The organism is Flavobacterium branchiarum, assembly GCF_030409845.1.
Taxonomy (GTDB): Bacteria; Bacteroidota; Bacteroidia; order Flavobacteriales; family Flavobacteriaceae; genus Flavobacterium; species Flavobacterium branchiarum.
In genome coordinates, this window is sequence record NZ_JAUFQQ010000003.1 from 732,072 (window position 1) to 756,756 (window position 24,685).

The 24,685-nt window shown below is 32.1% G+C and carries 28 protein-coding genes and 1 riboswitch; of the genes, 9 read left to right on the forward strand and 19 right to left on the reverse strand.

The features are described 5' to 3' along the window. Positions 1 to 9: 9 nt before the first annotated feature. The gene (locus tag QWY99_RS03785; protein WP_290261551.1) at positions 10 to 1,440 is read left to right on the forward strand and encodes an anion permease; all 1,431 of its coding nucleotides are present in this window, start codon (positions 10 to 12) and stop codon (positions 1,438 to 1,440) included. Here QWY99_RS03785 and QWY99_RS03790 read toward each other — a convergent pair. Further along, positions 1,437 to 1,721, reverse strand: a complete 285-nt coding sequence (locus QWY99_RS03790; protein ID WP_290265329.1) for a GNAT family N-acetyltransferase — start codon at positions 1,719 to 1,721, stop codon at positions 1,437 to 1,439. The genes QWY99_RS03785 and QWY99_RS03790 overlap by 4 nt on opposite strands. Positions 1,722 to 2,049: 328 nt before the next feature. On the opposite strand from QWY99_RS03790, the gene QWY99_RS03795 reads away from it, so the two are divergent. Further along, the gene (locus tag QWY99_RS03795) at positions 2,050 to 2,706 is read left to right on the forward strand and encodes an alpha/beta hydrolase (RefSeq protein WP_290261553.1); all 657 of its coding nucleotides are present in this window, start codon (positions 2,050 to 2,052) and stop codon (positions 2,704 to 2,706) included. Positions 2,707 to 2,784: 78 nt separating this feature from the next. Here the strand turns inward: QWY99_RS03795 and QWY99_RS03800 are convergent, their stop codons facing one another. Then, on the reverse strand, positions 2,785 to 3,300 hold the full coding sequence (locus tag QWY99_RS03800; RefSeq protein ID WP_290261558.1) for a tetratricopeptide repeat protein: 516 nt from the start codon (positions 3,298 to 3,300) through the stop codon (positions 2,785 to 2,787). Positions 3,301 to 3,466: 166 nt separating this feature from the next. Here QWY99_RS03800 and rpmH point away from each other — a divergent pair, with 166 nt between their 5' ends. Continuing rightward, on the forward strand, positions 3,467 to 3,628 hold the full coding sequence (rpmH, locus tag QWY99_RS03805; protein ID WP_008464848.1) for a 50S ribosomal protein L34: 162 nt from the start codon (positions 3,467 to 3,469) through the stop codon (positions 3,626 to 3,628). Between the two features lie 145 nt (positions 3,629 to 3,773). Then, positions 3,774 to 6,629 (forward strand): carbamoyl-phosphate synthase large subunit, encoded by a 2,856-nt coding sequence (carB, locus tag QWY99_RS03810; RefSeq protein ID WP_290261715.1) that lies wholly within the window; start codon positions 3,774 to 3,776, stop codon positions 6,627 to 6,629. Between the two features lie 161 nt (positions 6,630 to 6,790). Here carB and QWY99_RS03815 read toward each other — a convergent pair whose 3' ends face one another. The 6 genes from QWY99_RS03815 to QWY99_RS03835 all read right to left on the reverse strand — a co-directional run bounded on the left by QWY99_RS03815 (position 6,791) and on the right by QWY99_RS03835 (position 9,975). Then, positions 6,791 to 6,952, reverse strand: coding sequence for a YdeI/OmpD-associated family protein (locus tag QWY99_RS03815; protein WP_290261717.1), 162 nt, complete (start codon positions 6,950 to 6,952; stop codon positions 6,791 to 6,793). 127 nt (positions 6,953 to 7,079) lie between these two features. Beyond that, the gene (locus tag QWY99_RS22325) at positions 7,080 to 7,715 is read right to left on the reverse strand and encodes a DUF8845 family protein (RefSeq protein WP_494337560.1); all 636 of its coding nucleotides are present in this window, start codon (positions 7,713 to 7,715) and stop codon (positions 7,080 to 7,082) included. 175 nt (positions 7,716 to 7,890) lie between these two features. Further along, positions 7,891 to 8,427: a GFO_1091 family lipoprotein gene (locus QWY99_RS03820; protein WP_290261719.1), complete on the reverse strand. Its 537-nt coding sequence runs from the start codon at positions 8,425 to 8,427 to the stop codon at positions 7,891 to 7,893. A 1-nt stretch (position 8,428) separates the two neighbouring features. Then, the gene (locus QWY99_RS03825; protein WP_290261721.1) at positions 8,429 to 9,004 is read right to left on the reverse strand and encodes a GFO_1090 family protein; all 576 of its coding nucleotides are present in this window, start codon (positions 9,002 to 9,004) and stop codon (positions 8,429 to 8,431) included. Between the two features lies 1 nt (position 9,005). Then, positions 9,006 to 9,479, reverse strand: coding sequence for a PG0215 family putative anti-sigma factor (locus QWY99_RS03830; protein ID WP_290261723.1), 474 nt, complete (start codon positions 9,477 to 9,479; stop codon positions 9,006 to 9,008). After that, positions 9,466 to 9,975, reverse strand: coding sequence for a GFO_1088 family ECF-type sigma factor (locus QWY99_RS03835; RefSeq protein ID WP_290261726.1), 510 nt, complete (start codon positions 9,973 to 9,975; stop codon positions 9,466 to 9,468). The genes QWY99_RS03830 and QWY99_RS03835 overlap by 14 nt, the downstream gene beginning before the upstream one ends. Positions 9,976 to 10,100: 125 nt before the next feature. On the opposite strand from QWY99_RS03835, the gene QWY99_RS03840 reads away from it, so the two are divergent. Continuing rightward, positions 10,101 to 11,552, forward strand: coding sequence for a GFO_1087 family putative carboxy terminal peptidase (locus QWY99_RS03840; protein ID WP_290261728.1), 1,452 nt, complete (start codon positions 10,101 to 10,103; stop codon positions 11,550 to 11,552). Between the two features lie 58 nt (positions 11,553 to 11,610). Here QWY99_RS03840 and QWY99_RS03845 read toward each other — a convergent pair whose 3' ends face one another. The 9 genes from QWY99_RS03845 to QWY99_RS03885 all read right to left on the reverse strand — a co-directional run bounded on the left by QWY99_RS03845 (position 11,611) and on the right by QWY99_RS03885 (position 19,972). Further along, positions 11,611 to 12,693, reverse strand: coding sequence for a YncE family protein (locus tag QWY99_RS03845; RefSeq protein ID WP_290261731.1), 1,083 nt, complete (start codon positions 12,691 to 12,693; stop codon positions 11,611 to 11,613). 4 nt (positions 12,694 to 12,697) lie between these two features. After that, the gene (locus QWY99_RS03850; protein WP_290261734.1) at positions 12,698 to 14,560 is read right to left on the reverse strand and encodes a TonB-dependent receptor plug domain-containing protein; all 1,863 of its coding nucleotides are present in this window, start codon (positions 14,558 to 14,560) and stop codon (positions 12,698 to 12,700) included. Positions 14,561 to 14,588: 28 nt separating this feature from the next. Further along, a riboswitch (cobalamin riboswitch) is annotated at positions 14,589 to 14,819 on the reverse strand. Between the two features lie 77 nt (positions 14,820 to 14,896). Continuing rightward, positions 14,897 to 15,433, reverse strand: coding sequence for an alpha-ribazole phosphatase (gene cobC, locus QWY99_RS03855; RefSeq protein WP_290261737.1), 537 nt, complete (start codon positions 15,431 to 15,433; stop codon positions 14,897 to 14,899). Next, the gene (locus QWY99_RS03860) at positions 15,418 to 16,215 is read right to left on the reverse strand and encodes an adenosylcobinamide-GDP ribazoletransferase (protein ID WP_290261741.1); all 798 of its coding nucleotides are present in this window, start codon (positions 16,213 to 16,215) and stop codon (positions 15,418 to 15,420) included. Before QWY99_RS03860 ends, cobC begins: the two co-directional genes overlap by 16 nt. 247 nt (positions 16,216 to 16,462) lie before the next feature. Continuing rightward, positions 16,463 to 16,891, reverse strand: coding sequence for an IS200/IS605 family transposase (gene tnpA / locus QWY99_RS03865; RefSeq protein WP_290261744.1), 429 nt, complete (start codon positions 16,889 to 16,891; stop codon positions 16,463 to 16,465). Between the two features lie 14 nt (positions 16,892 to 16,905). After that, positions 16,906 to 18,585 (reverse strand): nicotinate-nucleotide--dimethylbenzimidazole phosphoribosyltransferase, encoded by a 1,680-nt coding sequence (gene cobT, locus QWY99_RS03870; protein WP_290261747.1) that lies wholly within the window; start codon positions 18,583 to 18,585, stop codon positions 16,906 to 16,908. A 58-nt stretch (positions 18,586 to 18,643) separates the two neighbouring features. Beyond that, on the reverse strand, positions 18,644 to 19,156 hold the full coding sequence (gene cobU, locus QWY99_RS03875) for a bifunctional adenosylcobinamide kinase/adenosylcobinamide-phosphate guanylyltransferase (protein WP_290261749.1): 513 nt from the start codon (positions 19,154 to 19,156) through the stop codon (positions 18,644 to 18,646). Between the two features lie 71 nt (positions 19,157 to 19,227). Further along, positions 19,228 to 19,569: a four helix bundle protein gene (locus QWY99_RS03880; protein ID WP_290261751.1), complete on the reverse strand. Its 342-nt coding sequence runs from the start codon at positions 19,567 to 19,569 to the stop codon at positions 19,228 to 19,230. 37 nt (positions 19,570 to 19,606) lie between these two features. After that, complete coding sequence (locus tag QWY99_RS03885) at positions 19,607 to 19,972, reverse strand: C1orf53 family protein (protein ID WP_290261753.1); 366 nt, start codon at positions 19,970 to 19,972, stop codon at positions 19,607 to 19,609. 176 nt (positions 19,973 to 20,148) lie between these two features. On the opposite strand from QWY99_RS03885, the gene QWY99_RS03890 reads away from it, so the two are divergent. The 3 genes from QWY99_RS03890 (at position 20,149) to QWY99_RS03900 (ending at position 23,212) form a co-directional block, all read left to right on the forward strand. Further along, a complete protein-coding gene (locus QWY99_RS03890; protein ID WP_290261756.1) occupies positions 20,149 to 21,291 on the forward strand; it encodes an ABC transporter substrate-binding protein in 1,143 nt (380 codons plus the stop codon). A gap of 7 nt (positions 21,292 to 21,298) precedes the next feature. Further along, positions 21,299 to 22,327, forward strand: a complete 1,029-nt coding sequence (locus QWY99_RS03895) for an iron chelate uptake ABC transporter family permease subunit (RefSeq protein ID WP_290261759.1) — start codon at positions 21,299 to 21,301, stop codon at positions 22,325 to 22,327. 108 nt (positions 22,328 to 22,435) lie between these two features. After that, positions 22,436 to 23,212, forward strand: a complete 777-nt coding sequence (locus tag QWY99_RS03900; RefSeq protein WP_290261763.1) for an ABC transporter ATP-binding protein — start codon at positions 22,436 to 22,438, stop codon at positions 23,210 to 23,212. A gap of 21 nt (positions 23,213 to 23,233) precedes the next feature. Here the strand turns inward: QWY99_RS03900 and QWY99_RS03905 are convergent, their stop codons facing one another. Then, positions 23,234 to 23,692 carry a tRNA (cytidine(34)-2'-O)-methyltransferase gene (locus QWY99_RS03905; RefSeq protein WP_290261765.1) on the reverse strand — a complete coding sequence of 153 codons (459 nt, stop codon included), beginning with the start codon at positions 23,690 to 23,692 and terminating at the stop codon, positions 23,234 to 23,236. A gap of 15 nt (positions 23,693 to 23,707) precedes the next feature. Next, complete coding sequence (locus QWY99_RS03910) at positions 23,708 to 24,283, reverse strand: pseudouridine synthase (RefSeq protein WP_290261768.1); 576 nt, start codon at positions 24,281 to 24,283, stop codon at positions 23,708 to 23,710. 142 nt (positions 24,284 to 24,425) lie between these two features. Here QWY99_RS03910 and QWY99_RS03915 point away from each other — a divergent pair, with 142 nt between their 5' ends. Next, complete coding sequence (locus tag QWY99_RS03915) at positions 24,426 to 24,566, forward strand: hypothetical protein (protein ID WP_290261769.1); 141 nt, start codon at positions 24,426 to 24,428, stop codon at positions 24,564 to 24,566. The last annotated feature ends 119 nt before the right edge of the window (positions 24,567 to 24,685 follow it).

Below are 24,685 nucleotides of genomic sequence, written 5' to 3' on the forward strand. Positions count from 1 at the left end.
TTTTATATTATGAAAGAAGTGAAGATTCTACAAACATTAATAACATTTGCAATTGGTATTGTTCTTTGGATTATTCCAGCGCCAGAAGGTGTTAAAGAAGAAGCTTGGCATTTATTTGCCATTTTTGTGGCTACTATTCTTGGAATTATTTTAAAAGCAGCTCCAATGGGGACGATGTGTATGATTGCTATAGCGATAACCGCGTTCTCGCAGGTATTGGCGCCAGGCGATGCTGGAAAATCAATTACCCTTGCTTTAAGAGGTTTTGGTGATAAAGTAATTTGGTTAATTGGGATTTCTTTTTTTATAGCACGTGGATTTATTAAGACGGGCTTAGGGAATAGAATTGCTTTTGTATTTATACGGATATTTGGAAAAAGTTCACTTGGATTGGCTTACGGATTAGGACTTGCCGATTTGTGTCTTGCACCTGCTGTTCCTAGTAATACGGCTAGGGGAGGAGGTATTATTTATCCTATTATGAAATCGATGGCAATAAGTTTTGGCTCTGAGCCAGATAAGCCAGAAACACACCGAAAATTAGGTTCATTTCTGACGTTGAATAGTTATAATATGAATCTTATTGCGTCTTCGATGTTTTTAACAGGTACAGCAAGTAATCCGATGTGTCAAAAGTTTGCATTGAATTTGGGTATTAAAATAACTTGGATGTCTTGGGCACTTGCTGCAATTGTACCAGGATTAGTTGCCTTTTTTGTGATTCCTTTAGTCTTGTATAAAATTTATCCGCCAGAATTAAAATCGACAGCAGATGCTCCAGGAATAGCGAAGCAAAAGTTAAAAGACATGGGGCCAATTTCTAGAAACGAATGGTTGATGTTATTAACGTTTTTTATCTTGTTGTTTCTTTGGATGACAGGCGATTTGTTTTCTATCGATGCTACAACAACGGCTTTTATCGGATTGGTAATTTTGCTGTTAACTTCAGTTTTAACTTGGGATGATGTAAAATCGGAGAAAGGAGCTTGGGATACCATTGTTTGGTTTTCGGTTTTGGTAATGATGGCGAGTTCGCTCAATGAGTTAGGTTTTATTGGATGGTTTAGTGATTTGGTAAAAGTGCAAATAGGGGGATTAAGCTGGCAAATGGCTTTTCCTATAATAATTTTGGTGTACTTTTTTAGTCATTATCTTTTTGCAAGCGCAACAGCCCATGTGGCGGCTATGTATGCAGCATTACTCGGAGTTGGAGTCTCTTTAGGTGTTCCTGGATTGCTTTTGGCTTTTATGCTTGGTTTTGTGGGGTCGCTTTATGGTACATTAACTCATTATGGTCATGGGCCAGCTCCCGTTTTTTTTGGTAGTGGTTATGTCGATTTAAAGAGTTGGTGGGTAAAAGGTCTTGTAACAGGTCTTGTCCTATTACTCATTTATATGGTGATAGGAGGACTATGGATGAATATAATCGGATACTATTAGATTCGGATACCAGGTGGAAGTAGTTCTTTGTAAATTGGGTTTTTCTTGAAGAAAGCTGCAATTTTTGGATGAATAGGTACTACTCTTAATTTTCGTTCTATTGAAATTTCCATTATGCTTTTAAGCATGTTATAGAAAAGCTCTTGATCATCGAATGATTCGGGAGTGTTAATTTTTGTTAGAAACATCTTTTTTTCTTGAAAAGAGTATTCGATTGTTACTAATCCTGTAGGTGTTGAGATTTCAAATTGTCTTGCAAAGGCATTGTCTTTGATTTCCATTACTGAAATGGGTTCCATATTACTTGTTTTTTATGTGGTATTTAAAAAAAATAGAAGAAATGAACCTTGCTAAAAGGTTAGGTAGACTTCTTATAATATATTGTCAGAAACAAATTATTTCTACTACAAATATAATCATTTGATATTCAATAACAAAAGATTTGATGAATCGGAAATGTTTTACAATTTTAAAATTCATGTCAGCATGCGGGTTTGCTATGATTTTAAGTGATAATATTATTATAAAAAAAGGTGTGAACTCATTAAAAAGCGATAAATTTATATCAATAATGTTTTTTTTTTGGTTGTCAATATTTGAAAAGTAATTATGAGTAAAGTTCCTGTTTATTTTATGCCTGGTCTTGCAGCAAGCGCTACTATTTTTGAAAGAATTGCATTGCCTGAAGATCTTTTTGAAATGCATTTATTAGAGTGGGAGATACCACTTGATTCTGAATCTTTAACAGATTATGCGAAAAGGATAACTCAGAATATAAAATGTCAAAATCCAGTTTTAGTTGGAGTTTCTTTTGGAGGTATTCTAGTTCAGGAAATGGCAAAGCATATAGCTACTAGAAAAGTAATCATTATTTCGAGTGTGAAAAGCAATGTAGAGTTTCCGAGAAGAATGAGAATTGCAAAAACGACCAAGGCATATAAGTTAATCCCGATGCGATTGATATTAAATGTAGAAAGTTTAGCTAGGTTTTCTTTTGGAGAAAAGATAAATAAACGGTTGAAACTGTATGAGAAGTTTTTGTCTGTACGTGATATTCGTTATCTAGACTGGGCGGTTGAACAAGTTGTTCTTTGGGATAGAACTAGAATAGATGAGAATGTTATCCATATCCATGGAGATCAAGATGAGGTTTTCCCTATAAAATATATAACTAATTGTGTGGTGGTAAAAGGAGGAACTCATATTATGATTTTGAATAAGCATAAATGGTTAAATGAAAATTTACCTAAAATAATTTTAGAGTAAGTGTTTTAGGTAGTTTAGATCATAAAAAAAAACCATCCGTTTTGTGGATGGTTTTTTTTGTAAAAGTAAATATGAAAATTACATTTTTTTCATTTGATCTTTCATCATTGTGATTTGTTCTTTTAGCATTCCTTGTTTGTCAAGCTTCTTAGCTTCGTTCAATAATTTTGTTGCTTCAAGTTTTCTTCGGCGTGACATAGCAACACCTGCAAGGTTTAATTTGGCTACAGCTAAATCCATATCCATAGATAAACCAAGTTCGATTGCTTTTTTGAAATATTTTTCAGCTTGATTGATATTGGTTTGAGAAACCATGATACCATTAAGGTAATTAAAATAACCTTGTTGTTTTCTTACCAAAGCAGTTTCGGGGTTTTTGATGTAGGCTAGCCACTTTTTTGCACCTTCGAAATCTTGTTTTCTTAGTTTTAAGAAGGCTAACAAGATGAATTCATTTTTAAAATAAAGGAAAATAGGTATTCCAGCTAATAATATAAGAAAGATTCCGTTTCCAATGTTACTTTCTGTAAATTGCCAAATGCCTGCAACTACTAATAGTCCGGCTAAAATAAGTTTAATATTTCTGTGAAACATAATAGGTGTATTTTTGTGATTGCAAAGATAGTAAAAGGAATTAAAAATATTTTTATAAAACTGCTTGCAAGGAAAAAAAGTCTTTGTATATTTGCACTCGGTTTTAGGGGAAGACAATCCTAAAGCAAAACAAGATATTAGACACCATATTTAAAGATACAAAGCAATGAGTAAAAGAACGTTTCAACCATCGAAAAGAAAAAGAAGAAATAAGCACGGATTTATGGACAGAATGGCTTCTGCGAATGGAAGAAAAGTTCTGGCACGTAGAAGAGCTAAAGGAAGACATAAATTGACTGTTTCTAGCGAACCTAGACACAAAAAATAATGTTTCTATAAACATAAATAAGGCGTTACTTTTTTTAGTATCGCCTTTTTTTATACCTTGTCATTAAAAAAATAAGTAATGTTTTAATTTCTAAACAAATAGAGTTAAACATTAAGCAGAAATATAACTACACAATACAATTAAAATGCCTAAAGACACATCAATAAAATCCGTTTTAATAATAGGTTCAGGACCTATTGTTATTGGTCAAGCTTGCGAATTTGATTATGCAGGATCGCAATCAGCACGTTCTATCCGTGAAGAAGGAATTGAAGTTATCTTGATAAATTCAAATCCAGCGACTATTATGACCGACCCAAGTATGGCTGATCATATATATTTGAAGCCATTAACTACAAAATCGATTATTGAAATTCTAAAAGCACATCCACAAATCGATGCTGTTTTGCCTACAATGGGAGGACAAACTGCATTGAATTTATGTCTAGAGGCTGATGAAAAAGGAATTTGGGCAGATTTTGGAGTGAGATTAATAGGTGTTGATGTAAATGCTATTAATATTACCGAAGATAGAGAGCAGTTCAAACAACTTCTAGAAAAAATAAACGTACCAACTGCACCTGCAAAAACGGCTACTTCTTATTTAGAAGGAAAAGAAATTGCACAGGAATTTGGTTTTCCATTAGTTATTCGTCCTTCATTTACTCTTGGAGGAACTGGAGCAGCAGTGGTTTACAAAAAAGAAGATTTTGATGAACTCTTAACTAGAGGATTAGAAGCTTCTCCAATTCATGAAGTTTTAATTGATAAAGCTTTAATGGGATGGAAAGAATATGAACTAGAACTTTTAAGAGATAAAAATGATAATGTAGTAATTATTTGTTCTATCGAAAATATGGATCCTATGGGAATTCATACTGGAGATTCAATTACAGTTGCACCAGCAATGACATTATCAGACACAACATTCCAAAGGTTACGTGACTATGCTATCTTAATGATGCGCAGTATCGGAAATTTTGCAGGAGGTTGTAATGTGCAATTTGCAGTTTCGCCAGACGAAAAAGAAGATATTGTTGCGATTGAAATTAATCCACGTGTATCTCGTTCATCAGCATTAGCTTCAAAAGCAACTGGTTATCCAATTGCTAAAATCGCTTCTAAGTTGGCATTAGGATATAATCTTGATGAATTACAAAATCAAATTACAAAATCGACTTCGGCTCTTTTTGAACCAACTCTTGATTATGTAATTGTGAAAATCCCACGTTGGAACTTTGATAAATTTGAAGGAGCTGACAGAACTCTTGGTCTTCAGATGAAATCTGTAGGTGAGGTTATGGGTATTGGACGCTCATTTCAAGAAGCTTTACATAAAGCAACTCAGTCATTAGAAATTAAACGTAATGGTTTAGGTGCTGATGGAAAAGGATATAAAAATTACGAACAAATTATCGAGAAGCTAACTTTTGCGAGTTGGGATCGTGTTTTTGTAATTTATGATGCAATTGCAATGGGAATTCCATTGAGCCGTATCCATGAAATTACAAAAATAGATATGTGGTTCTTGAAGCAATATGAAGAACTTTATACTTTAGAAAAAGAAATATCTAATTATAAAGTAGCTACTTTACCTAAAGATCTTTTGCTTGAAGCGAAACAAAAAGGTTTTGCTGATAGACAAATTGCGCATATGGTAAATTGTTTAGAGAGTGAAGTTCACGCTTTAAGAATGTCAATGGATATTAACCGTGTGTTTAAATTGGTTGATACTTGTGCTGCCGAATTTAAAGCAAAGACTCCTTATTACTATTCGACTTTTGAAGCTCAAATAGAAAAAGCAAACGGTGAGCGTTATGTAGATAACGAAAGTGTTGTTACTGATAAAAAGAAAATAATAGTTTTAGGTTCAGGACCAAACCGTATTGGGCAAGGAATTGAATTTGATTATTCTTGTGTTCACGGTGTATTGGCAGCTAAAGAATGTGGTTATGAAACGATCATGATTAACTGTAATCCTGAAACAGTTTCAACAGATTTTGATACTGCTGATAAATTGTATTTTGAGCCAGTTTTCTGGGAGCATATTTATGATATCATTCAGCATGAAAAACCAGAAGGTGTAATTGTGCAACTTGGTGGTCAAACTGCATTGAAATTGTCTGAGAAATTATCTAAATACGGAGTAAAAATCATCGGAACTAGTTTTGATGCCTTAGATTTAGCGGAAGATAGAGGACGTTTTTCTGAATTATTGACAGAATTACATATTCCTTTCCCTCAATTTGGAATTGCAGAAACTGCAGACGAAGCTTCGGCTTTAGCTGATACCCTTGATTTTCCATTATTGATCCGTCCTTCTTATGTATTAGGAGGTCAGGGAATGAAAATTGTAATTAACAAAAAAGAGTTAGAAGAGCACGTTATCAATTTATTGAAAACAATTCCAGGAAACAAATTGCTTTTAGATCATTATTTGGCAGGAGCAATCGAAGCTGAAGCAGATGCAATTTGTGATGCTGATGGTAATGTTTATATCATTGGAATTATGGAGCATATCGAACCATGTGGAGTTCACTCGGGAGATAGTAATGCTACATTGCCTCCTTTTAACTTAGGTGAATTTGTAATGCAACAAATAAAAGATCATACTGTAAAAATTGCTAGAGCTTTAAAAACAGTTGGTTTAATAAATATTCAGTTTGCGATAAAAGACGATACAGTTTATATTATCGAAGCGAATCCTAGAGCATCTAGAACAGTACCGTTTATAGCAAAAGCTTACGGAGAGCCTTATGTGAACTATGCTACAAAAGTAATGTTAGGACATAATAAAGTAACTGACTTTGATTTCAATCCACAATTAAAAGGATTCGCAATTAAACAACCAGTATTCTCATTCAGTAAATTCCATAATGTAAACAAAGCATTAGGGCCAGAAATGAAATCGACTGGAGAAAGTATCTTGTTTATTGATGACTTAAAAGATGATCAATTCTACGAATTATATTCAAGAAGAAAAATGTATTTGAGTAAATAAAAGACTCAAAAACTTGATATAAAAATGGCCATCTATTCTTTGAAGAGATGGCCATTTTTGATTTTTATACGTTAAAAGTTTCACTAATGTGTGTAACTAGTATTACGTTTTTAAAGTTTTTTGTTCGTTTTGTAGCATTTTAAGTGCTTTTTCTGCTCTTGTTATCCTAGTAGTTTCTTGTTAGGAGATCCTACCCAGTCGCAATATCCTTGTTTGTATGATTTAGCCAATGAGTCGAAGAAAGCTTTTGCTTTTGGGTCTTTGTCTATTAAATTTTGAAGTTCTGCTGGAGTTCCTTCAATATGTTCTCCTTTTTTTAGCATAATAGGATATTTTTTTTTGATGTTAGTTTATATTGTTTAGCCAGCGTTATTGCAGTTTTTAACAAAAGTATCGCATTTGGGACCGTTTTGGTAGTCAAATTTTAATTCATTTTTATGCGACTGGTATTTAGTTGTTTAATTCTTTAAAAATTAGCTTCTGTTTTTTGAGTAATTTTAAATTAATGAGTTTGTAAATGTGCCAAATTAAAAATGATATAATCACTAAAAATAGCATTAGTATACAACAATAAACTATGTTATAGAGAAGTAAATTGCTGTTAGATTCATTTGTCTTTAATGGCAATTGATTATTGGTATTAAGATAAATGCCAAAAAAGATAATTGTATTAAGATTTAATGATATTAAGCTTGAAAGTATAAAATAATATATTGATTTTCTTGTTGTTATTATTGTTTTTAATAAGTGCTGTAGGTTTGATCTTGAGTCAATTTTTTTGAAATTAATTATAAACTGAATGAAAAAATATATGAAAATTAAATAGTATAAAATGTCTAAAAATACTAAGACACTGTGTTTTTCTATTGCTAATAATTCTGCTGTATATTTTAGTTTGCTTGATAGGTACGTAATTAATAACGAAATTGAAAATTCTAGAATGCTTATAATGAGTATTTTTTTTACAATAGAATTTGAGTGTAAATGTATTATGTTGAATAATTGAGGTTGCTTGATATTTATGTTTGAAAAGTTTAAATTTTTCCACATCTTTTTTAAAAGAATTGATTGTTTTGGATTTTTCATAATCAGTTTTGTATAATTAGTATGTTTTTTCTCGTTAAGTTACATTTTTAATGATTAAAATTTAAGAAAATACCTTGTTTGTATTAAAGCTGGTTTGAAATTAAAAAAGAACATTCAAATGATGATAAAAAAAAAGCCTCAATTAAGAGGCTTTTTTTGTTGTAAAAAGTAAGGATTATTTAATCAGTTGTTGTAGCGGTTTAAGCTGTTCCATATCTATATTAGATTCTTTAAGAACAGTTATTAATGTCATAATGTTGTTTGGATTCATATTTTTCCCCAAAACTCTAACTACAGCAAAACCATTTTCGTTTCTGTTGGCATAAATAACAAATTCTTCAATGTTTTCGTCGGTTCCTACATAGCTTACAGCAGCTCCATCTTTACCTGAACCAAATTTCATTAATTGCTGGTATTTTGGATTTTTTAAAATAGTATTCACTTTGATTCTTTCTGCTTCGTATTCAGCTTGATTTTTATCATTACGTTTAAAAGCTAGAATATTCATTTTGTCAAAAGACTTTAGTGCTTCACTTTGTTCTGCAGATAATTTAGTTTTATCGACATTAAGGATATTCGGCGAAACATCTAGGGCAATGAAATTTTTATTTTCAGTGTTTTCAACAAAATATTTCTGCAATGAAGGCTCCGAATTACAACTTGTTAAAAGTAGTAATCCTAGTAAGGCGAAAATAGAGGCTATCTGTTTCATGTTATTTTTTTCCTTTAGATGCCTTTTTCAAATCAGATCCTCCTGGGAGTTTCATTTTATCAGTAAGCACCGAGATTTCATTTAAATCAAAATTTCCTGTTAGTGATAATAAAACGGTATCTTCATTTTTACCTGAATCAATAAACATAAATAACTCTCTTATTTGAGTGTCACTTGCTCCAGATTTCACATAAATTTTCACGTTTCTTCCGCTATCATTTACTCGCATTAATTCCTCTAATCCCGCAGTTCTTATGTATTTGTCTGTGGTAAGTTTCATGTCGGCTTCAACTTTTGCACTTTGAGTTGTAAAAACTTTTAAGTTGTCTAATTTTTTTATAAGACTTAGGTACTGCTGTGTTTCTTTATCAGAAGGATCAACTTTTACCTTACTCATTAAATCAAACATTTTTTTATTTACAATTACTGATGTAACGTCGTCTTGTCCATCATATTTATCAAAAGCTCCTTGAGCATAAAAGATTTGGCTAGCTAATACGAATACTAGTGTTATAATGAAATTTTTACTCAAGCTTCTTTTATTGTTTTGTCTGTTTTTGTGAATTGTTGATTTCATTTTATCTAATTTTATTTTGTTTGAAAATTAAGTTTTTTGATTGTTCGTATTCTTTAATGTACTGGATACTTTCTATACCAGCATTTACATTGTGCGACACCATAGCCAAAGCTTTTTGTGTTGCGGCTAGAGCTTCTTCTGGGGTGTCATAAGTTCCTAAATTTGAATTTGTAACAACTGCAGGCGAAGTGCTAGAGCTGTTGAAGTATAAATAAGAGCCTATTCCTAGTAAAACAACAACCGAAGCTGCAATCGATAACCACGTAACATTACGTTTCTTGGTTTGTAGCGGTATTTCTTGCGTTAAACGTTGTTCCTTTACTTGAGAGAAATAACCAAAAAGTGGTTTGTATTGTTCTAAATGCTGCGCAACATCCGAAGAAGAAAAGTAAGTTTTTAATTCATTCTCTTCTGCAATACTACTTTCTCCCTGAAAGTATTTTTCTAATATTATTTCTATTTTATCTAATTCCATATTCGTGTGTATTAAGCATAGATTCTCTGATTTTTTTTCTAGCTCTTGAAAGTGCTACGCGTATAGCCGTTTCGTTCATGTTAACTATTTTTGCAATTTCGTCAAATTCATATTGTTCGACATCTCGTAACTGAATTAAAATTTGTTGTTGTTCTGGCAACTGATTCATTATTTTCTCTACCCATTCTAAACTATTAGTATCTTCAATTTTTTGATCTAATTGCGGTTCCTTGTCTCTGTAATTAGTATGTACAAGTGTTGTATTACTGGCTCGTTTTGATTTTAATTGATCCAAACAATAATTTTTGGTCATGGTCATCGCAAGCGCTTCAACATTGTTATAAGTGTTTAAACTTTCTTTCTTGTTCCATAGCTTTACTAATATTTCCTGCGAAGCATCTTCAGCTTCTTCAGTGCTTGTGAGCAATCGTTTTGCCAGACGAAATACTTTGTCTTTAAAAGGATTTACTAACTGGATGAAGACGATTTGATTCATAAAAATGACAAATTATAGGTTCGCTTATACTATCAAGACGATACAGAATTATTTTTGTTACAAATGTGTGTTAAATAAAACTAAAGATAGTATTTTTACGTTAGTATTATATTGATACCTATTATATGAAGACACTATTTAGAACTACGATATTATTATTTTTGGCGGTATTCTGCTTTCAAGCTTGCCAGGATCAAGATGATGTGGCTACTCCAAGGAATTTACAAGTACAAGATTTTGTATGGAAAGGGTTGAATCAGTATTATTTATGGCAAGGAGACGTTCCTAATTTAGCTGATAATCGTTTTGCTAATCAAGCGCAATTAAATTCTTTTTTAAAAGATTATTCAGATGCTGAAACATTGTTCAATTCTTTGCGTGTCGATGTCTCAATAGATAGATTTAGTTGGATTGTAGATGATTATACTGTATTAGAACAAGAGCTTCAGGGAACTTCTAAAAATAATGGTATTGATTTTAAATTAAGCCCAAAATCTAAAGGTTCGAATGATTTAATTGGTTTTGTACGTTATGTGTTGCCTAACTCTGATGCTGCTGCTAAAGGAGTGAAGCGCGGGGATTTATTTTATGGAATTAACGGGTCGCAAATTAATTATAATAATTATAGAAATTTGCTTGAACCAGATAGCTATACTATAAATCTTGCTGATTATAATGGAACTTCATTTGTATCAAACGGAAAATCTTTTACACTGACTAAAACAGTTTTGGATGAAAATCCTATCTATATCAATAAAGTAATAAACGATCGAGGTCATAATATTGGTTACTTGATGTACAATGGTTTTTATGGGAACTATGATGAGCAGTTAAATGCAGTATTTGGAAGTTTTAAAACGCAGGGGGTTACAGATTTGGTTCTTGATTTGCGTTATAATGGAGGTGGTTCTGTGCAAACAGCAACTAGATTGGCAAGTATGATTACGGGACTGTCTACCGATAAAATTTTCTCTAAAGAAAAATGGAATGATAAAATCAATAAATATTTTGAAAGTGAAGATCCTGAATCACTAAACAATAAATTTGTAGATAAACTTAATGGTGTTGCAGTAAATAGTTTAGGACTGAATAGAATATATATATTAACGACCAAGAGCACTGCTTCTGCCAGCGAATTAATTATTAATGGTTTAAAACCTTATATTGATGTGGTGCAAATAGGTGATGTTACTGTAGGTAAAAATGTAGGATCTGTCACGTTATATGATTCCCCTACTTTTGGTAAAACCAATCGTAATCCAAATCACAAATATGCCATGCAACCAATCGTTCTTAAAATTGTGAATTCAGTTGGTTTTGGAGAATTTACTAATGGGTTAGTACCTACTTACAATGTGCCGGAATTTATAAATGAACTTGGGGTTTTAGGAGATAAAGAGGAGCCGTTATTGAGTTTTGCGATTTCTAAAATTACGGGAGGAGATACAAAAAGAATTCAACGTAAAGAAGGTAAAGAGTTAGACTATTTTACTGATTCAAAAGCAATAGATGGGATTCGAAATCAGATGTATTTAGATAAGGCTCCAGAAGGACTTTTAAGAGCGATACAAGAATAATAGAAATTAAAAAAGGCTTTCATAGAAAGCCTTTTTTAGTAAAGTAAAATGATTTTAATTAATCATTAAAGTAAAAACCGTTTGGTATGATTCCAACGCTAAATTCATTAGATAGTGTTCCTGTTAAAGAATAGATATAGATATCTCCAGGGTCTTGGTAGTTTACTGCATCAGCAACGTATATTTTGTTGTTTTTTACTGCAAAACCATAAAGAGTAGTGACTTTTGCTTTAAATATTTCAGTAGTTGGTAATGTTGTAGCACTTGTAGGTGTAGTATAAATATTGGTTCCAATAGTATAATATAGTTTACTATTTTCAATAGCAAGAAAACCAGGATGTGTAAAACCAGGGAAATCAATCGTTGATGTGATTTTATCAGTATTCATATCTATTTTTACTAATTTTCCAGTTGTTTCAGTACCAGTATAAGATAGTTTTCCATTACATAATACGTACAAAGTACCATTTTCTTTTACTAAAGAAGAAGGAATATCTCCTACTGTAAAATTAATAACTTCGCCAGTAGCAGAATTAGATTTAATAACAGATAGTGAATTTCCTTGACTCCAGCCTCCTTTGTGCGCAACATATAGTTTACCATTGTTTTCAATTATTTGCTCAGGACCTTCAACAACAGGTATCGTTGATGAAACTTTATTTGTTGTTAAATCTATTACAGCTACATAATCATCCGAAGGATCTGCTGAGTTTCCCCAGTTTGTAATGTATCCTTTTCCATTTGCAAATGCAATATATCTTGGATTATTTATTTGTGTGTTAATTGTAGCAATACTTTTAAATGTGTTTCGGTTAACTACTTCAATTTTATTTCCTCTATTTACAATGATGTAAGCAAAATCACCATTAAAACCAATGCTTTGAGGAGCATCTTTAATCTCTTTACCTTCATTAACTAAAGAAAAAACATTTTTCCCGAGTTTTAAATCGTCTGATAAATAGGAAATAGATCCATTAGCTTTCTCAAAAACACCTTCTTCGATAATAAATAATCCCCCTTCATATTTACCGCGTGGTGCAGGTTCAGGTTCTGGAGTAACGGTATCGTCGTCATTACTACAAGATACAAAAAATGTAGAGCTTACAATGATAGCTAAGAATAGCTTATTAAGTTTTTTCATGGTATTAAAAATTAAGGTTTATATATATAGTGTAATTTCTTCCAGGCATTTGTCTGCTGATTACAGGCTGATAATTTTCGTTCCAAATATTCAGTATTTGAAATCCAATTTTGTAACTGTTCCTTTTTCCTAGTTCGTAATCGATTCCAAGATTACCAATGTTGTACGGTTTTACAATTCCAGAAATACTGTTAAAGGGTGTACTGTAAACTTCGCCATTGTATAGGTATTGAAAATAGGATGAAACTTTTTTCCAATTATAAGAAACAGATCCAGTTAATTTATGATAGGGAACATATATAAGTTGTTTGTATATCAATTGACCTTTAATCAATTGCTGGCTCTCAGAAATGGTATAAGCATATGTTCCATTAAGAGTAAAGTTGTGGTTCTTTATTTTCGTTCTCCATTCTAATAATACTTCACCACCGTAGGCTCTAACTTTGTCTGTGTTTTCGGGAGACCAATTATCGCCTCCACCTTCAGATGGTATCCAACGCAATAAATCTGTTATTGAATTGTAATAAGTAGTTAGAGATAAGGAAAAGTTTTTTGTGAAAAATTCATTACCAATTTCTGCTTGATATGAATTTTCTGGTTTTAAATCAGGATTTCCACTTCCTTGCCAATACAAATCGTTGTAAGTAGGCATTCTGAAATTCTTTGAAGCATTTAGTTTGATGCGATAAAAATCTGTAAATTGATATCTTGTACCTAAAGAAAAAAGGAAAGGGTTTCCGTATTGATCTGTTATTTCCTGACGAATGCTGGCTGTGTAGTCCCATTTATCAGTTACATAATGTTGTAATAATAAGCTAGCAGATCCTATTTCTCTACTAACGTTATCAATGCTAGAGCCGTATCCTTTGTTACGGTTGTAATCAATGATTGTATTTAGTTTAATTTTGTCATTTACATCAAAAGCTAAATCGTATTTTATAATAGATGTTTCAACTTTTCCATGAGTGAAAAAATCGGAAGTAATATTTGGGAAATATTTATAAGATTCTCCGATGTGAGCAACTCTTAATTTGGAAGTAAAACGATTAAATACATTCTCCCATTCTAAGAGATTACGAGTATTGAAATCATTATATTTTGTTTTTGTAGCGTTTGGAGAAGTCAAAGAAAAATGACGTTCTGAATCATAAAATTGACTGTATAATTTCAAAGTGTTTCTAGAATCAATTTTATAACCAAATGTTGTGTTTAAACTCGTGTTATAGTATTCCCCATTGAGATTTTTTTGATTGCTGTTACCTGGATATTTAAAATCATTTTCAGAGCTATTTCTTGAAAAGCTAACCTGAAGGCTATATTTTTTTGATGAAATAGCAGTGCGATAATTTAAGCTATAGGTGTCATAACTTCCTGCGCTAAAAAATAAATGATTTGAGAAATTATTTTTAAAAGTTAAGTCATTATTAAGATGAATACTTCCTCCAATAGCTCCACTGCCATATAGAATACTTCCTCCTCCAGCTTTTACAGCTATAGAATTAAAATCTCTTGTTCCGATTGTGTTAAAATCAGCTTGACCTAAAAATTGCGAATTGATATTAATTCCATTCCATATAACTGCCGTTTGTGCACCAGTAGTTCCTCTAAAAGAGGGTGCAGAAGTCATTCCGAGGCCATTTTCTTTAAAGTAAATAACAGTATTGTAATTTAAAAGAGAAGTTAAAGAGGCTTGGTTTCGATTAATTATGGAATCGTTAAGTACTTGAATAGACTGTGAATCAGAATATTTTTTGAGATTAGTATCTGAAACTATAACTTCTTTTAGTTTTGTTATAGAGTCATTTTGTGCCGAAATGAATTGGCAAATTAAGATAGAAAAGCAGATAAAGAATTTTTGTAATGTCATAATTTCTAAACTCTTCTTCCCGAGAGTTCGATATTTGTTAACAAAGGCAGGTCTCCTGGCTTACGTCTTATTGTTTACCTTCCCGTTTTAAAACAGTGGTTTTGTAGCTAACAATAAGCATTCCTTACGGAACTAAGTTTACAGTTGCGGGTACAGCTCAAGCTTTTTGAATGTAGATTTAGATGTTTTTAAATCTTCAATTACTTAATTCCCTTTTAATGTGTGAAAAAATAACACAACCTTAATATGGCTGCAAATATAAAGGTAAAAATGCTTAAAATTAGAATTTGTTCTGACTTTAACCCAAAATGCAAATCAAATGAATCGTTTTAGGATTTAAATTACGATTTTTATAACCTGACCAAAATCGACTTTATTTTGGAAAGCATCTTTTAAAGGAAGAGAATTTAAAAGACATAAAATGCTTCGGACAACTCCAGCATGAGCAACAATAATTACTTTTTGGGAAGTTTTACTTAGTATTTCATTTTCCATAAAATCAGAAACTCTTTCATGTAAATCGACAAAAGATTCTCCATTTGGGACGCGAATATTTACAAAATCTTCCATCCAAGGGTTTAGTTCTTCTGGGGAGATTTCGTTCCAGTTTTTCATTTCCCAATCACCAAAATTCATTTCCATTAAACGTATGTCTTCTTTGTAATTTGTAATTTGAGTTTGTTTTTGGATGTACTTGCTTAGTATTGTACAACGTTGCAAAGGACTTGTATATAGTAAGGCGTCTTTAGGCAATTGCTGTACAATGGTTTCAAAAATTACATCGTAAGGTTGGGCTATGTTTACATCTGTTTGGCCATAACAAACTCCTTTTTCGCAAACAGTTTCGGTGTGACGTACTAAATAAATTTCCATATTGCTATAACACTTAAGTAAAAGATAACTTCGCAAACTTGTTGAGTTGCGCCTAAACAATCCCCAGTATAACCATCAATCCATTTTTGAAAATAACGTGCTAAAAAATAACGTGTCAAAAATACTGGAATTAGAACCCAAAGTAATTGATATTGAAAATAAGAAAGAATTAAAAGAGGTAATAAACCAAAAAAGAATGCTCCTACAACTTCTTTCCAGCTAAAGCTTTTTGCAATAGGTTTGCTTTTGCTTGAAGCATCTTCACGAGAATATTCATGTGTGAATACAATGCTAATCGCAGCTAAGCGGCTAATAGAATGCCCAGCAATAAATAGCAGAAGGATTATAAAAACAGCTTGCTGATTTGTAATTGATTTTATCGTTATTAATTCAGTTAGTAATTGAAATTTCAATAAAAATAGTAATACCACACCAATTGCACCATAAGCACCAATTGCGCTGTCTTTCATAATTAAAAGAATTTTTTCTTTGGTCCAACCGCCACCAAAACCATCACAAACATCGGCAAAACCATCTTCATGAAAAGCGCCAGTAGTTAAGATTCCTGTAATCATTCCTATAATTATTGAAGCTGTAGTAGAAACCAAAAATGAAGCGCCATAAAAGGCTAAAAAAGAAAGACCTCCAACAATCCATCCAATTAAAGGAAAATAGCGACTTGCTTTATTTAGATAATCGGGATTGTGATCAATGTTTTTTGGACATGGAATTCGAGTGTAAAACATTAAAGCGGTAAAAAAGATATGAAGTTGTTTTTTCATTTAAAGTAGCTGTTGTTATTTGGCTAAAGCCAATTTGATTTTGATAATTATTATCCAACATCTAAAGATGTTGGCAATTGAATCTTAAGAATGTCTGTAATTTGATTGCCTTTAGATTTATTTTTTAGAATATAGATCAATTTTGTTTTATAATGATATTTAATTTTCATTTAATTGCCTCCAGATTTATCTGGAGGATACAAAATTTATTAAGTTTTTTGGCTTTAGCCAAATCTTTATTTATTATTTATTTTTGAAATCCATATCTGAGAAAAAATTCATCATACTCTTCTTGAAATGTTTTCTTAGAATGATGTGCTTCTTGATTTTTAATATAATTCCTAACCTTATCAATAATTGACTCAGATACAGATACAGCAAAATATTCATCTTGCCATTCAAATTTTTCTTTTGTTAGTTTATTTTTATTAATCCAAAATGATGATTCTCCTTTAATTAACTGAATTATTTTTTGAATGTTTTGATCAACTCCTAACGAAATTAGACAATGGCAATGGTCTGAATATCCATTTACATAATCAATATAGATTCCTTTTTCTTTTGCATTTTCTTTAATGTGTCTCCATACTTTCTCTCGTAGCTCAACCGAATTTAGATATGGAAATCTATTTTTAGTACTCCAGACAAAATGTATATAAACTTTTATAAATGGCATATCTTTAATATAAATTACTTATTACTAATCCCAGCATTCTCAAAAGTTGCCATTTCGTTTAAGAAAGCAACTGCCGATTGTATTATTGGGAAAACAATTGCACACCCCGTTCCTTCGCCTAAGCGTAAATCAAGTTGTAGAACAGATTGTACTTCTAGATAATTCAATAATTTTTGATGAGCTTGTTCGGCTGAGGAATGACTGAAAATAGCATTTTTCTTGATTTCAGGATTTATTTTATAGGCAACTAAAAATGCTACTGTACAAATAAAACCATCCACTAGAATTAGCATGTTATTCTTATAAGCAGCTAGCATTCCGCCAGCCATTTGCATGATTTCAAAACCACCAAAATAGGCAAGTTGCTGTTGTAATTCGGCTTGACCGGAATAATTATCAATAGCTCTTTTTAGGGTTTGCTGTTTCCGAATTAATTTATCTTCATCAACTCCAGTTCCTTTTCCAACACATTCTTCAATAGAGAAACCTGCCAAAACGCTCATTAATACAGAAGCAGTAGAAGTATTCCCGATACCCATTTCGCCAAAACCAATGCAATTACTTCCTGTTTTTGCAATAGCATCGACGATTTCAGAGCCTTTAGATAAACACAATTGTAATTCTGTTTCGCTCATTGCAGGCGCATGCAAAAACGACTGAGTCCCTTTGGCGATTTTAGCATTAATCAAATTTGCATTTGTTGGAAAATCATAATTTACACCAGCATCTACAATAGATAATTTAATTTTGTTTTGTTTGCAAAACACATTAATAGCAGCACCTTCTTCAAGAAAATTACCAACCATTTGTCGGGTAACATCTTGCGGATAAGCGCTCACACCATGATTAGCAATGCCATGATCTGCTGCAAAAACAACAATATTAGGTTTTATAATCTCAGGATTTAAAGTCTGAAAAGCAGTTCCAATTTGGAATGCTAATTTCTCTAAAATGCCGAGAGAACCAATAGGTTTTGTTTTAGAGTCTATTTTTTGTTGTAGTGTTTCGCTAAAAGAGCTAGAAACTTCAGGTTCCGATTTAGTATCAAAATTGATATTCGGAATATAATTTTCGTTTATTGATTTAATCTCAGTACAATCAAAAGTTTCCGACTTTTGTTTCCAGTTTAACTGCTGTAACATCGGTTGGTTGTCGTAGTTAGTAGCAGGTTTGCCAATACAGAAATACCCAAGGGGCTCCATGTTTTCGGGTAGATCAATTATTTTTTTGAACTGATAATAATTCAGAATAGAAACCCATCCCATTCCGTAACCTTGTTCTGTAAGTGATAGCCATATATTTTGTGCAGCACAAACAGAACTGAATTTCACAGCTTCATTACTGCCAACGGTCCCTATAGTAAAATTATTTAGTACTGAGCGGTCATAGGCAATTATTAACCCGATTGGCGCTTCTTGAATAGCTTCTAATTTCAGGGATTTATAATGTTGCTTTTGCTCTTCGTCATCAGTTAAAGATGCTGCTTTTTTATTATAATCTAAGAATAAATCTTTGATTGCTTTTTTGACTTCATCAGATTTTATAATGTAATATTTAGTTGCATCCGTTAAACCAACCGAAGGTGCCCAATGTCCTGCTTGTAAAGCTTTTTGAATCACCTCGTCAGGAACTTCATCATTGGTAAAGTGGCGTGTATCGCGGCGTGATTTTAGTATATCATCTAAATAACTCATGTTTTTTTCTTTTAAAAGGTTCAAAGATTAAAGAAGGTATTCCTAAAGTTTTTAGGTATTATTCTCCTTTTATTTTCACTGGAATTCCAGAAACCATTAGCACAACAATATCGGCATTTTTAGCCAGAAACTGATTCATCCAGCCTTGCAATTCTGTGAATTTTCTTCCTATGTGAGTATCAGCATGAAGACCCATTCCGATTTCATTGGTTACAATAATCAAAGTTGCATCAGGCTGATTGGCTATCTTTAAAAATTCAGTTTTGGCTTCATCGAGCGATAAAGACACATCGTTTTTGGTATCCACAAAAAAGTTCGTTAGCCAAAGCGTTACACAATCAATTAAAGCTACTTGGCCAGAAAAATCAATTTCGCTTAAGTATTTTTCTTTTTCAATATTTGTCCAGCGTTCATCGCGTTCTTGCTGATGTCTGTCTATTCGGTTTTGGAAATCTTCATCCCATTTTCGGGCTGTTGCCACATATATTGGTGTATCCGTAAGTTGTAATGCAAGTTCTTGTGCATAACCACTTTTTCCAGAACGTTCACCGCCAGTAATTAAGTAAATCATCTCGAGTGATTATTAGTTATTAATTGTAAATTATTAATTTAAGAAAGCGACTGTTTTGCGTTAAGTTGCTGTTAAGTTGTTTTAAGAATACTGGTTACTAACTTTAGTATTGTAATTGCATCTTCATTGATGGTTTTGAATCCTTTTTCGTCTAAATAATCAGTTGCTTTTAATAATTCTAACCAATAAATAGATTCATTGGCTTCTTTTTGAGCAATTGCAAATTTATGGATGAAGTCATTTTTACTTTCTGCATGTTCTGCTTCTCTAATCATAGCGCCAATACTTGTTCCTGATCTAAGAAGTTGTTTAGAAAGTGTGAATTCCTTTTTTTCAGTACTTAAATATTGGTACAGTCTAACTATACGGATGGCAAAATCAAAACTTTTGTTTTTTACAATGTTTTCTTTCATAATTAACAACTAACAACTAACAACTAACAATTAATAATCATTTATATGGGCAATGTCTGCATTTATTGCCACAACAACTTCCTCTTTTTAAGTGAAACCATTCCTTAAAAACATAGTTTCCATTTTCTAGGTAATAATCAATTCCTTCAATAAGAGTATTATTCTTGGGTAAAGCCGAAGCTTTATTGTCAATTGTAATTTCGGGAGTAATTGTATTTACAAAATCGTCTATTTTTACGGAACACGCATTTTTAAAACAATTCGGGCAAAGACAATCTACAACTTCCGAAGGCACGAAAATAGGAGGGAAGTCATTACACCAGCATTTGTTTCCATTGGGAGAATCACCACAATCAAATGCAGTTCCACAACTAGAACAATTTTTTACTTTAAGACCATTCATGCTGTAAAGATACCATTTGTTTAATTTTTTAAGTTTAAAAGTAAACAGGAAATTTAGAAATTGCGCTACCTTTGTCACTACCCAAATTGTAAAACATGAGGTTACTTTAATTCAAAATCAATTAGGATGCTGAATAGTAATGTCATAATTCTTTAAAAAATAAATAGTAATTACATATGAAATCGTCATTGCATAAAATTGTTTTTCTTTTTTCTTTTTTAGTATTAATAGGTTGTAAGAAAAACGAAAGCACTACAGAAACAAAAGCTGAGATAGGTCAGAATAGTATCGAATACGCATCTGGACTTTCCATCAATAAATTTGAAGGATATTCAGTTGTAAAAGTTACAAATCCTTGGCCAGAAGCGAATAAAGACTATACTTATATATTAAAAGAAAAAGACGGAGTTGTACCAGATAGCTTAAAAACCTTTACTGCAATTCAGGTTCCATTACAAACAATCGTAGTAACATCGACTACCAATATTCCATTTTTAGAAATGTTAGATGTTGAGAATAACTTGGTAGGATTTCCGCATACTGATTATATTTCTTCTGAGAAAACAAGGGAATTAATCGATAAAGGTTCTGTTAAAAATGTTGGTCAAAACGAGAAGCTAAATATAGAACAGCTTATTGAACTATCACCAGATCTGATTGTTACTTTTGGAGTTGATAACAATAATGCGATGTTAGATAATTTACAAAAAAGTGGTTTAAAAGTATTGATTCAGGCTGATTGGATGGAACAATCTCCACTAGGAAAAGCAGAATGGATTAAATTATACGGAGCATTATTTGGAAAAGAAGCAAAAGCAAAAGAGCTTTTTGATAAAATTGTAGGTAGTTATAATGAAACTAAAAAACTAGTAGCTTCTAAAGAAGCATCTTCTACAGTTTTATACGGTTCAATGTATATGGATCAATGGTATGTTGCCAAAGGAAATAGCTGGGTAGCACAGTTTATGGCAGATGCCAAAGCAGATTATTTATGGGCAAATTTAGAAGGCACAGGAAGTCAAGGGTTATCATTTGAGAAAATATTAGATAAAGCAAAAACAGCTTCAGTATGGATAGCAACAGGATCTTTTAAATCATTGGCAGAATTAGAAAAGAGCAATCCACATTACAGTCAGTTTGATGCATTCAAAACAAAAAACATATATACTTTTGAAAGTAAATTTGGAGCAACTGGTGGGACTGTATACTATGAATTAGCACCAAGCAGACCAGATTTAGTTCTTAAAGATTACATCAAAATCTTTCATCCAGAGTTATTGCCTAGTTATGAATTTACTTTTGCATCTAAATTAAATTAATCTCGAGTTGGCGAATCAAAAACGAAATACAATCTTGTTTTTTATACTCGGTTTAGCACTTTTGTTACTATTCTTTTTGGATATTAGTTTTGGGTCGATTACAATTCCTTTTAAAGAAGTTTACACTAGTTTAACAGGTGGCGAAGCAAGTAAATCTACATGGGAATATATCATTATTAATTACCGTTTACCTAAAGCAATAACTGCCGTATTAGTTGGTGTTGGATTAGCAACAAGTGGATTGATGATGCAAACATTATTCAGAAATCCATTGGCAGGTCCTGATGTTTTAGGATTGAGTTCAGGAGCTATATTGGCTGTAGCAATTGTAATTCTAGGAGCTGGTTTATTGCCTTCGTTTCTAAATACAATTTTATTGTCAAGCTACGGAATTGTATTAGCTTCTACATTGGGAAGTATTTCGGTTTTATTCTTAGTTTTATTAGTTTCACAACGATTACGGAATACAATGGCCATTCTAATTGTCGGACTTATGTTTGGTAGTTTTACTAGTGCTATCGTTGGAGTTTTGACTTATTTTAGTTCGGCAGAACAATTGCAAAAATTTACTTTTTGGTCTTTAGGAAGTCTTGGTAATCTTTCTTGGTCTTCAATTGTTGTGCTAGCAATTAGTGTTAGTATCGGATTGCTTTTAAGTGCTTGCAGTATAAAACCATTAAATGCCTTGTTGTTGGGAGAGAACTATGCAAAAAGTATGGGGCTTAATTTTAAGAAAACAAGATTAATAATTATTCTTGCGACAAGCATTCTTGCAGGAAGCGTTACAGCTTTTGCAGGACCAATTGCTTTTATAGGATTGGCAGTTCCGCATATTGCAAAGCTTACATTTAGAACTAGTAATCACGCTGTTTTATATTGGAGCACTATTTTTTATGGTGGAATAATTATGTTGTTTTGTGATATTGCATCGCAATTACCAGGATTAGAAACTACGTTACCGATTAATGCAATAACATCTATAATAGGAGCACCAGTGGTAATTTGGTTATTAGTCCGAAAGAGAAATTTTGAGTAATTTTTTTGCCATAGATTGATAGGATTAAAATGATTTTTAATAGTTTGTGAGAATCTTTTTAATTTGTGGCTAGAATAAATGTTTCTATGTGTCAAAAAATAAAACAGAATGAAAAATATTCTATCAACTTCAAATTTAAGTATTGGTTATAAGTCCAAGAAAACGAGTGTGACTATTGCTCAAAATTTAAATTTGAATTTAGAGCTAGGAAGTCTCATTGCTTTAATAGGGGCAAATGGAATTGGTAAATCAACTTTATTACGAACAATAACAGGAATTCAACATCCATTATCAGGAACAGTTTTACTTAACGGCAAAAGTGTCTTTGAATACAAGCCAATTGAGTTAGCTCAGAATTTAAGTATCGTTTTAACCGAAAAACTACCAACAAGTAATCTTTCCGTTTTCGAATTAGTAGCTTTAGGACGTCAGCCTTATACAAATTGGATTGGAACGCTATCTCAATATGATATTCAAAAAGTAAATGAGGCATTAGAGCTTACACAAATAAGGCATTTGTCACATAAAAAGCATTACGAAATAAGCGATGGGCAATTGCAAAAAGTATTAATTGCCCGAGCTTTGGCACAAGATACACCGCTTATTATTTTGGATGAGCCTACAACACATCTTGACTTATTACATAAAGTAGCCTTGTTTAAGTTACTCAAGAAACTAACGCACGAAACAGGAAAATGTATTTTATTTTCTACGCATGATATTGACTTAGCAATTCAGTTAAGTGATGAAATGATTGTAATGACACCAGAAACAGTTATACAAGATGAACCTTGTAATTTAATTGCAACTGGGAGTTTTGCCACTTTATTCAAAGACGATAATATTACCTTTGATGCCGAAAAGGGAAAATTTGTAATTACTTAAAAACGTATAGTAATAAGCTGCTTAACGTTGCTTTACCCCAATTTGTCTCTTGGCTTCACCAACAACAAAAGCAACAGAATTAGCAATATTGAAACTTCGGATTAATGAAGACATCGGAATCGTAAGATGATTTTCGAATTGGGCTAAAACTTCTTGGCTCAATCCTACACTTTCTTTACCAAAAACCAACCAATCACCATCTTGAAAATCAGCTTCGAGGTATGAGTTTTCGGCATGTGAGCTCATCAGGAAAACGCGTGACAAGTCTGGAATTTGAGCTTTCCATTCGGCTACATTTTGATATTCAGTTACATCAAGATGAACCCAGTAATCCAAGCCAGAACGTTTTAGGTTTTTATCATTTATAACAAAACCAAAAGGATGAACTAAATGCAATCGGCTTTGCGTACCCACACATAAGCGACCAATGTTTCCAGTGTTATTAGGTATTTCAGGTTCTACTAGAACTATATTTAGCATTATTATTTATTTTGTTTAATTGTTAATTTGAAAATCATCAACTTCTAAAACTTCACCAGCTTTTAAGCCCTGCAAATATACATTTCCTATACGAACACGTACCAATCGTAGAGTAGGAAAGCCAACAGCAGCAGTCATTTTTCGAACTTGACGAAACTTACCTTCATTTACTGTTATAGATGCCCATGAAGTAGGGCCATGACGTTCATCTCTGATTTTTTTTCCTCTTGGACCAAAATCTGGTATTTCGGTAACTATAAAAGCGGTGCAAGGTTTGGTTTTATATTTTCCGCCATCAAAACCAATCTCTACTCCTTTTTGTAATTCTTCAATAGCCTCAGGAGTAATAATTCCATCAACTTGAACATAATATTCTTTATCGACTTTTTTACTTCTTATCTGTTCGCTTACTTTTCCATCAGTAGTAAGTAAAAGCAATCCTTCAGAATCTTCATCAAGTCTACCTATGGCCATTGTACCTTCAGGGAAGTTATGTAGCTCTCCTAATAGTTTTTTCTTTCTTTTTAGTTCGTATATAAACTGACTCAAATAACCGTATGGTTTAAAAAGAATAAAATGTTGATGCGACATGCTGTAATTTTAGCGCAAAGATAGTTTTGTTTCGGCAGTAATTCCAATTTATCCTTATTTCACCTTGTTGTTTTTATTTTATTCAACCATAAATACAAAAAAAAAATACTGTAAAGCCAAATAAGATAAATAGTGAAATATAATGAGCGCTACAAAAATCATGAAAATAGGTGCCAATTATAAAGTAGGCGGAAGCGATACAAAGTTTCAATACAATAAATTCAGCATTAGACAAGTAGTTTTGATTTTAAAGAAGCCCATGATATGTAATTTTCAAGATTAGACAATTAGTAATAAAAACACAATTTTGTGAGTAGCTCTTAAATAATAATTTAATGATTGTAAAACCGCTCAGTTTTAATATAAATAAGATGGCATTAGAATGTGTCTTTTTTAGTTAAA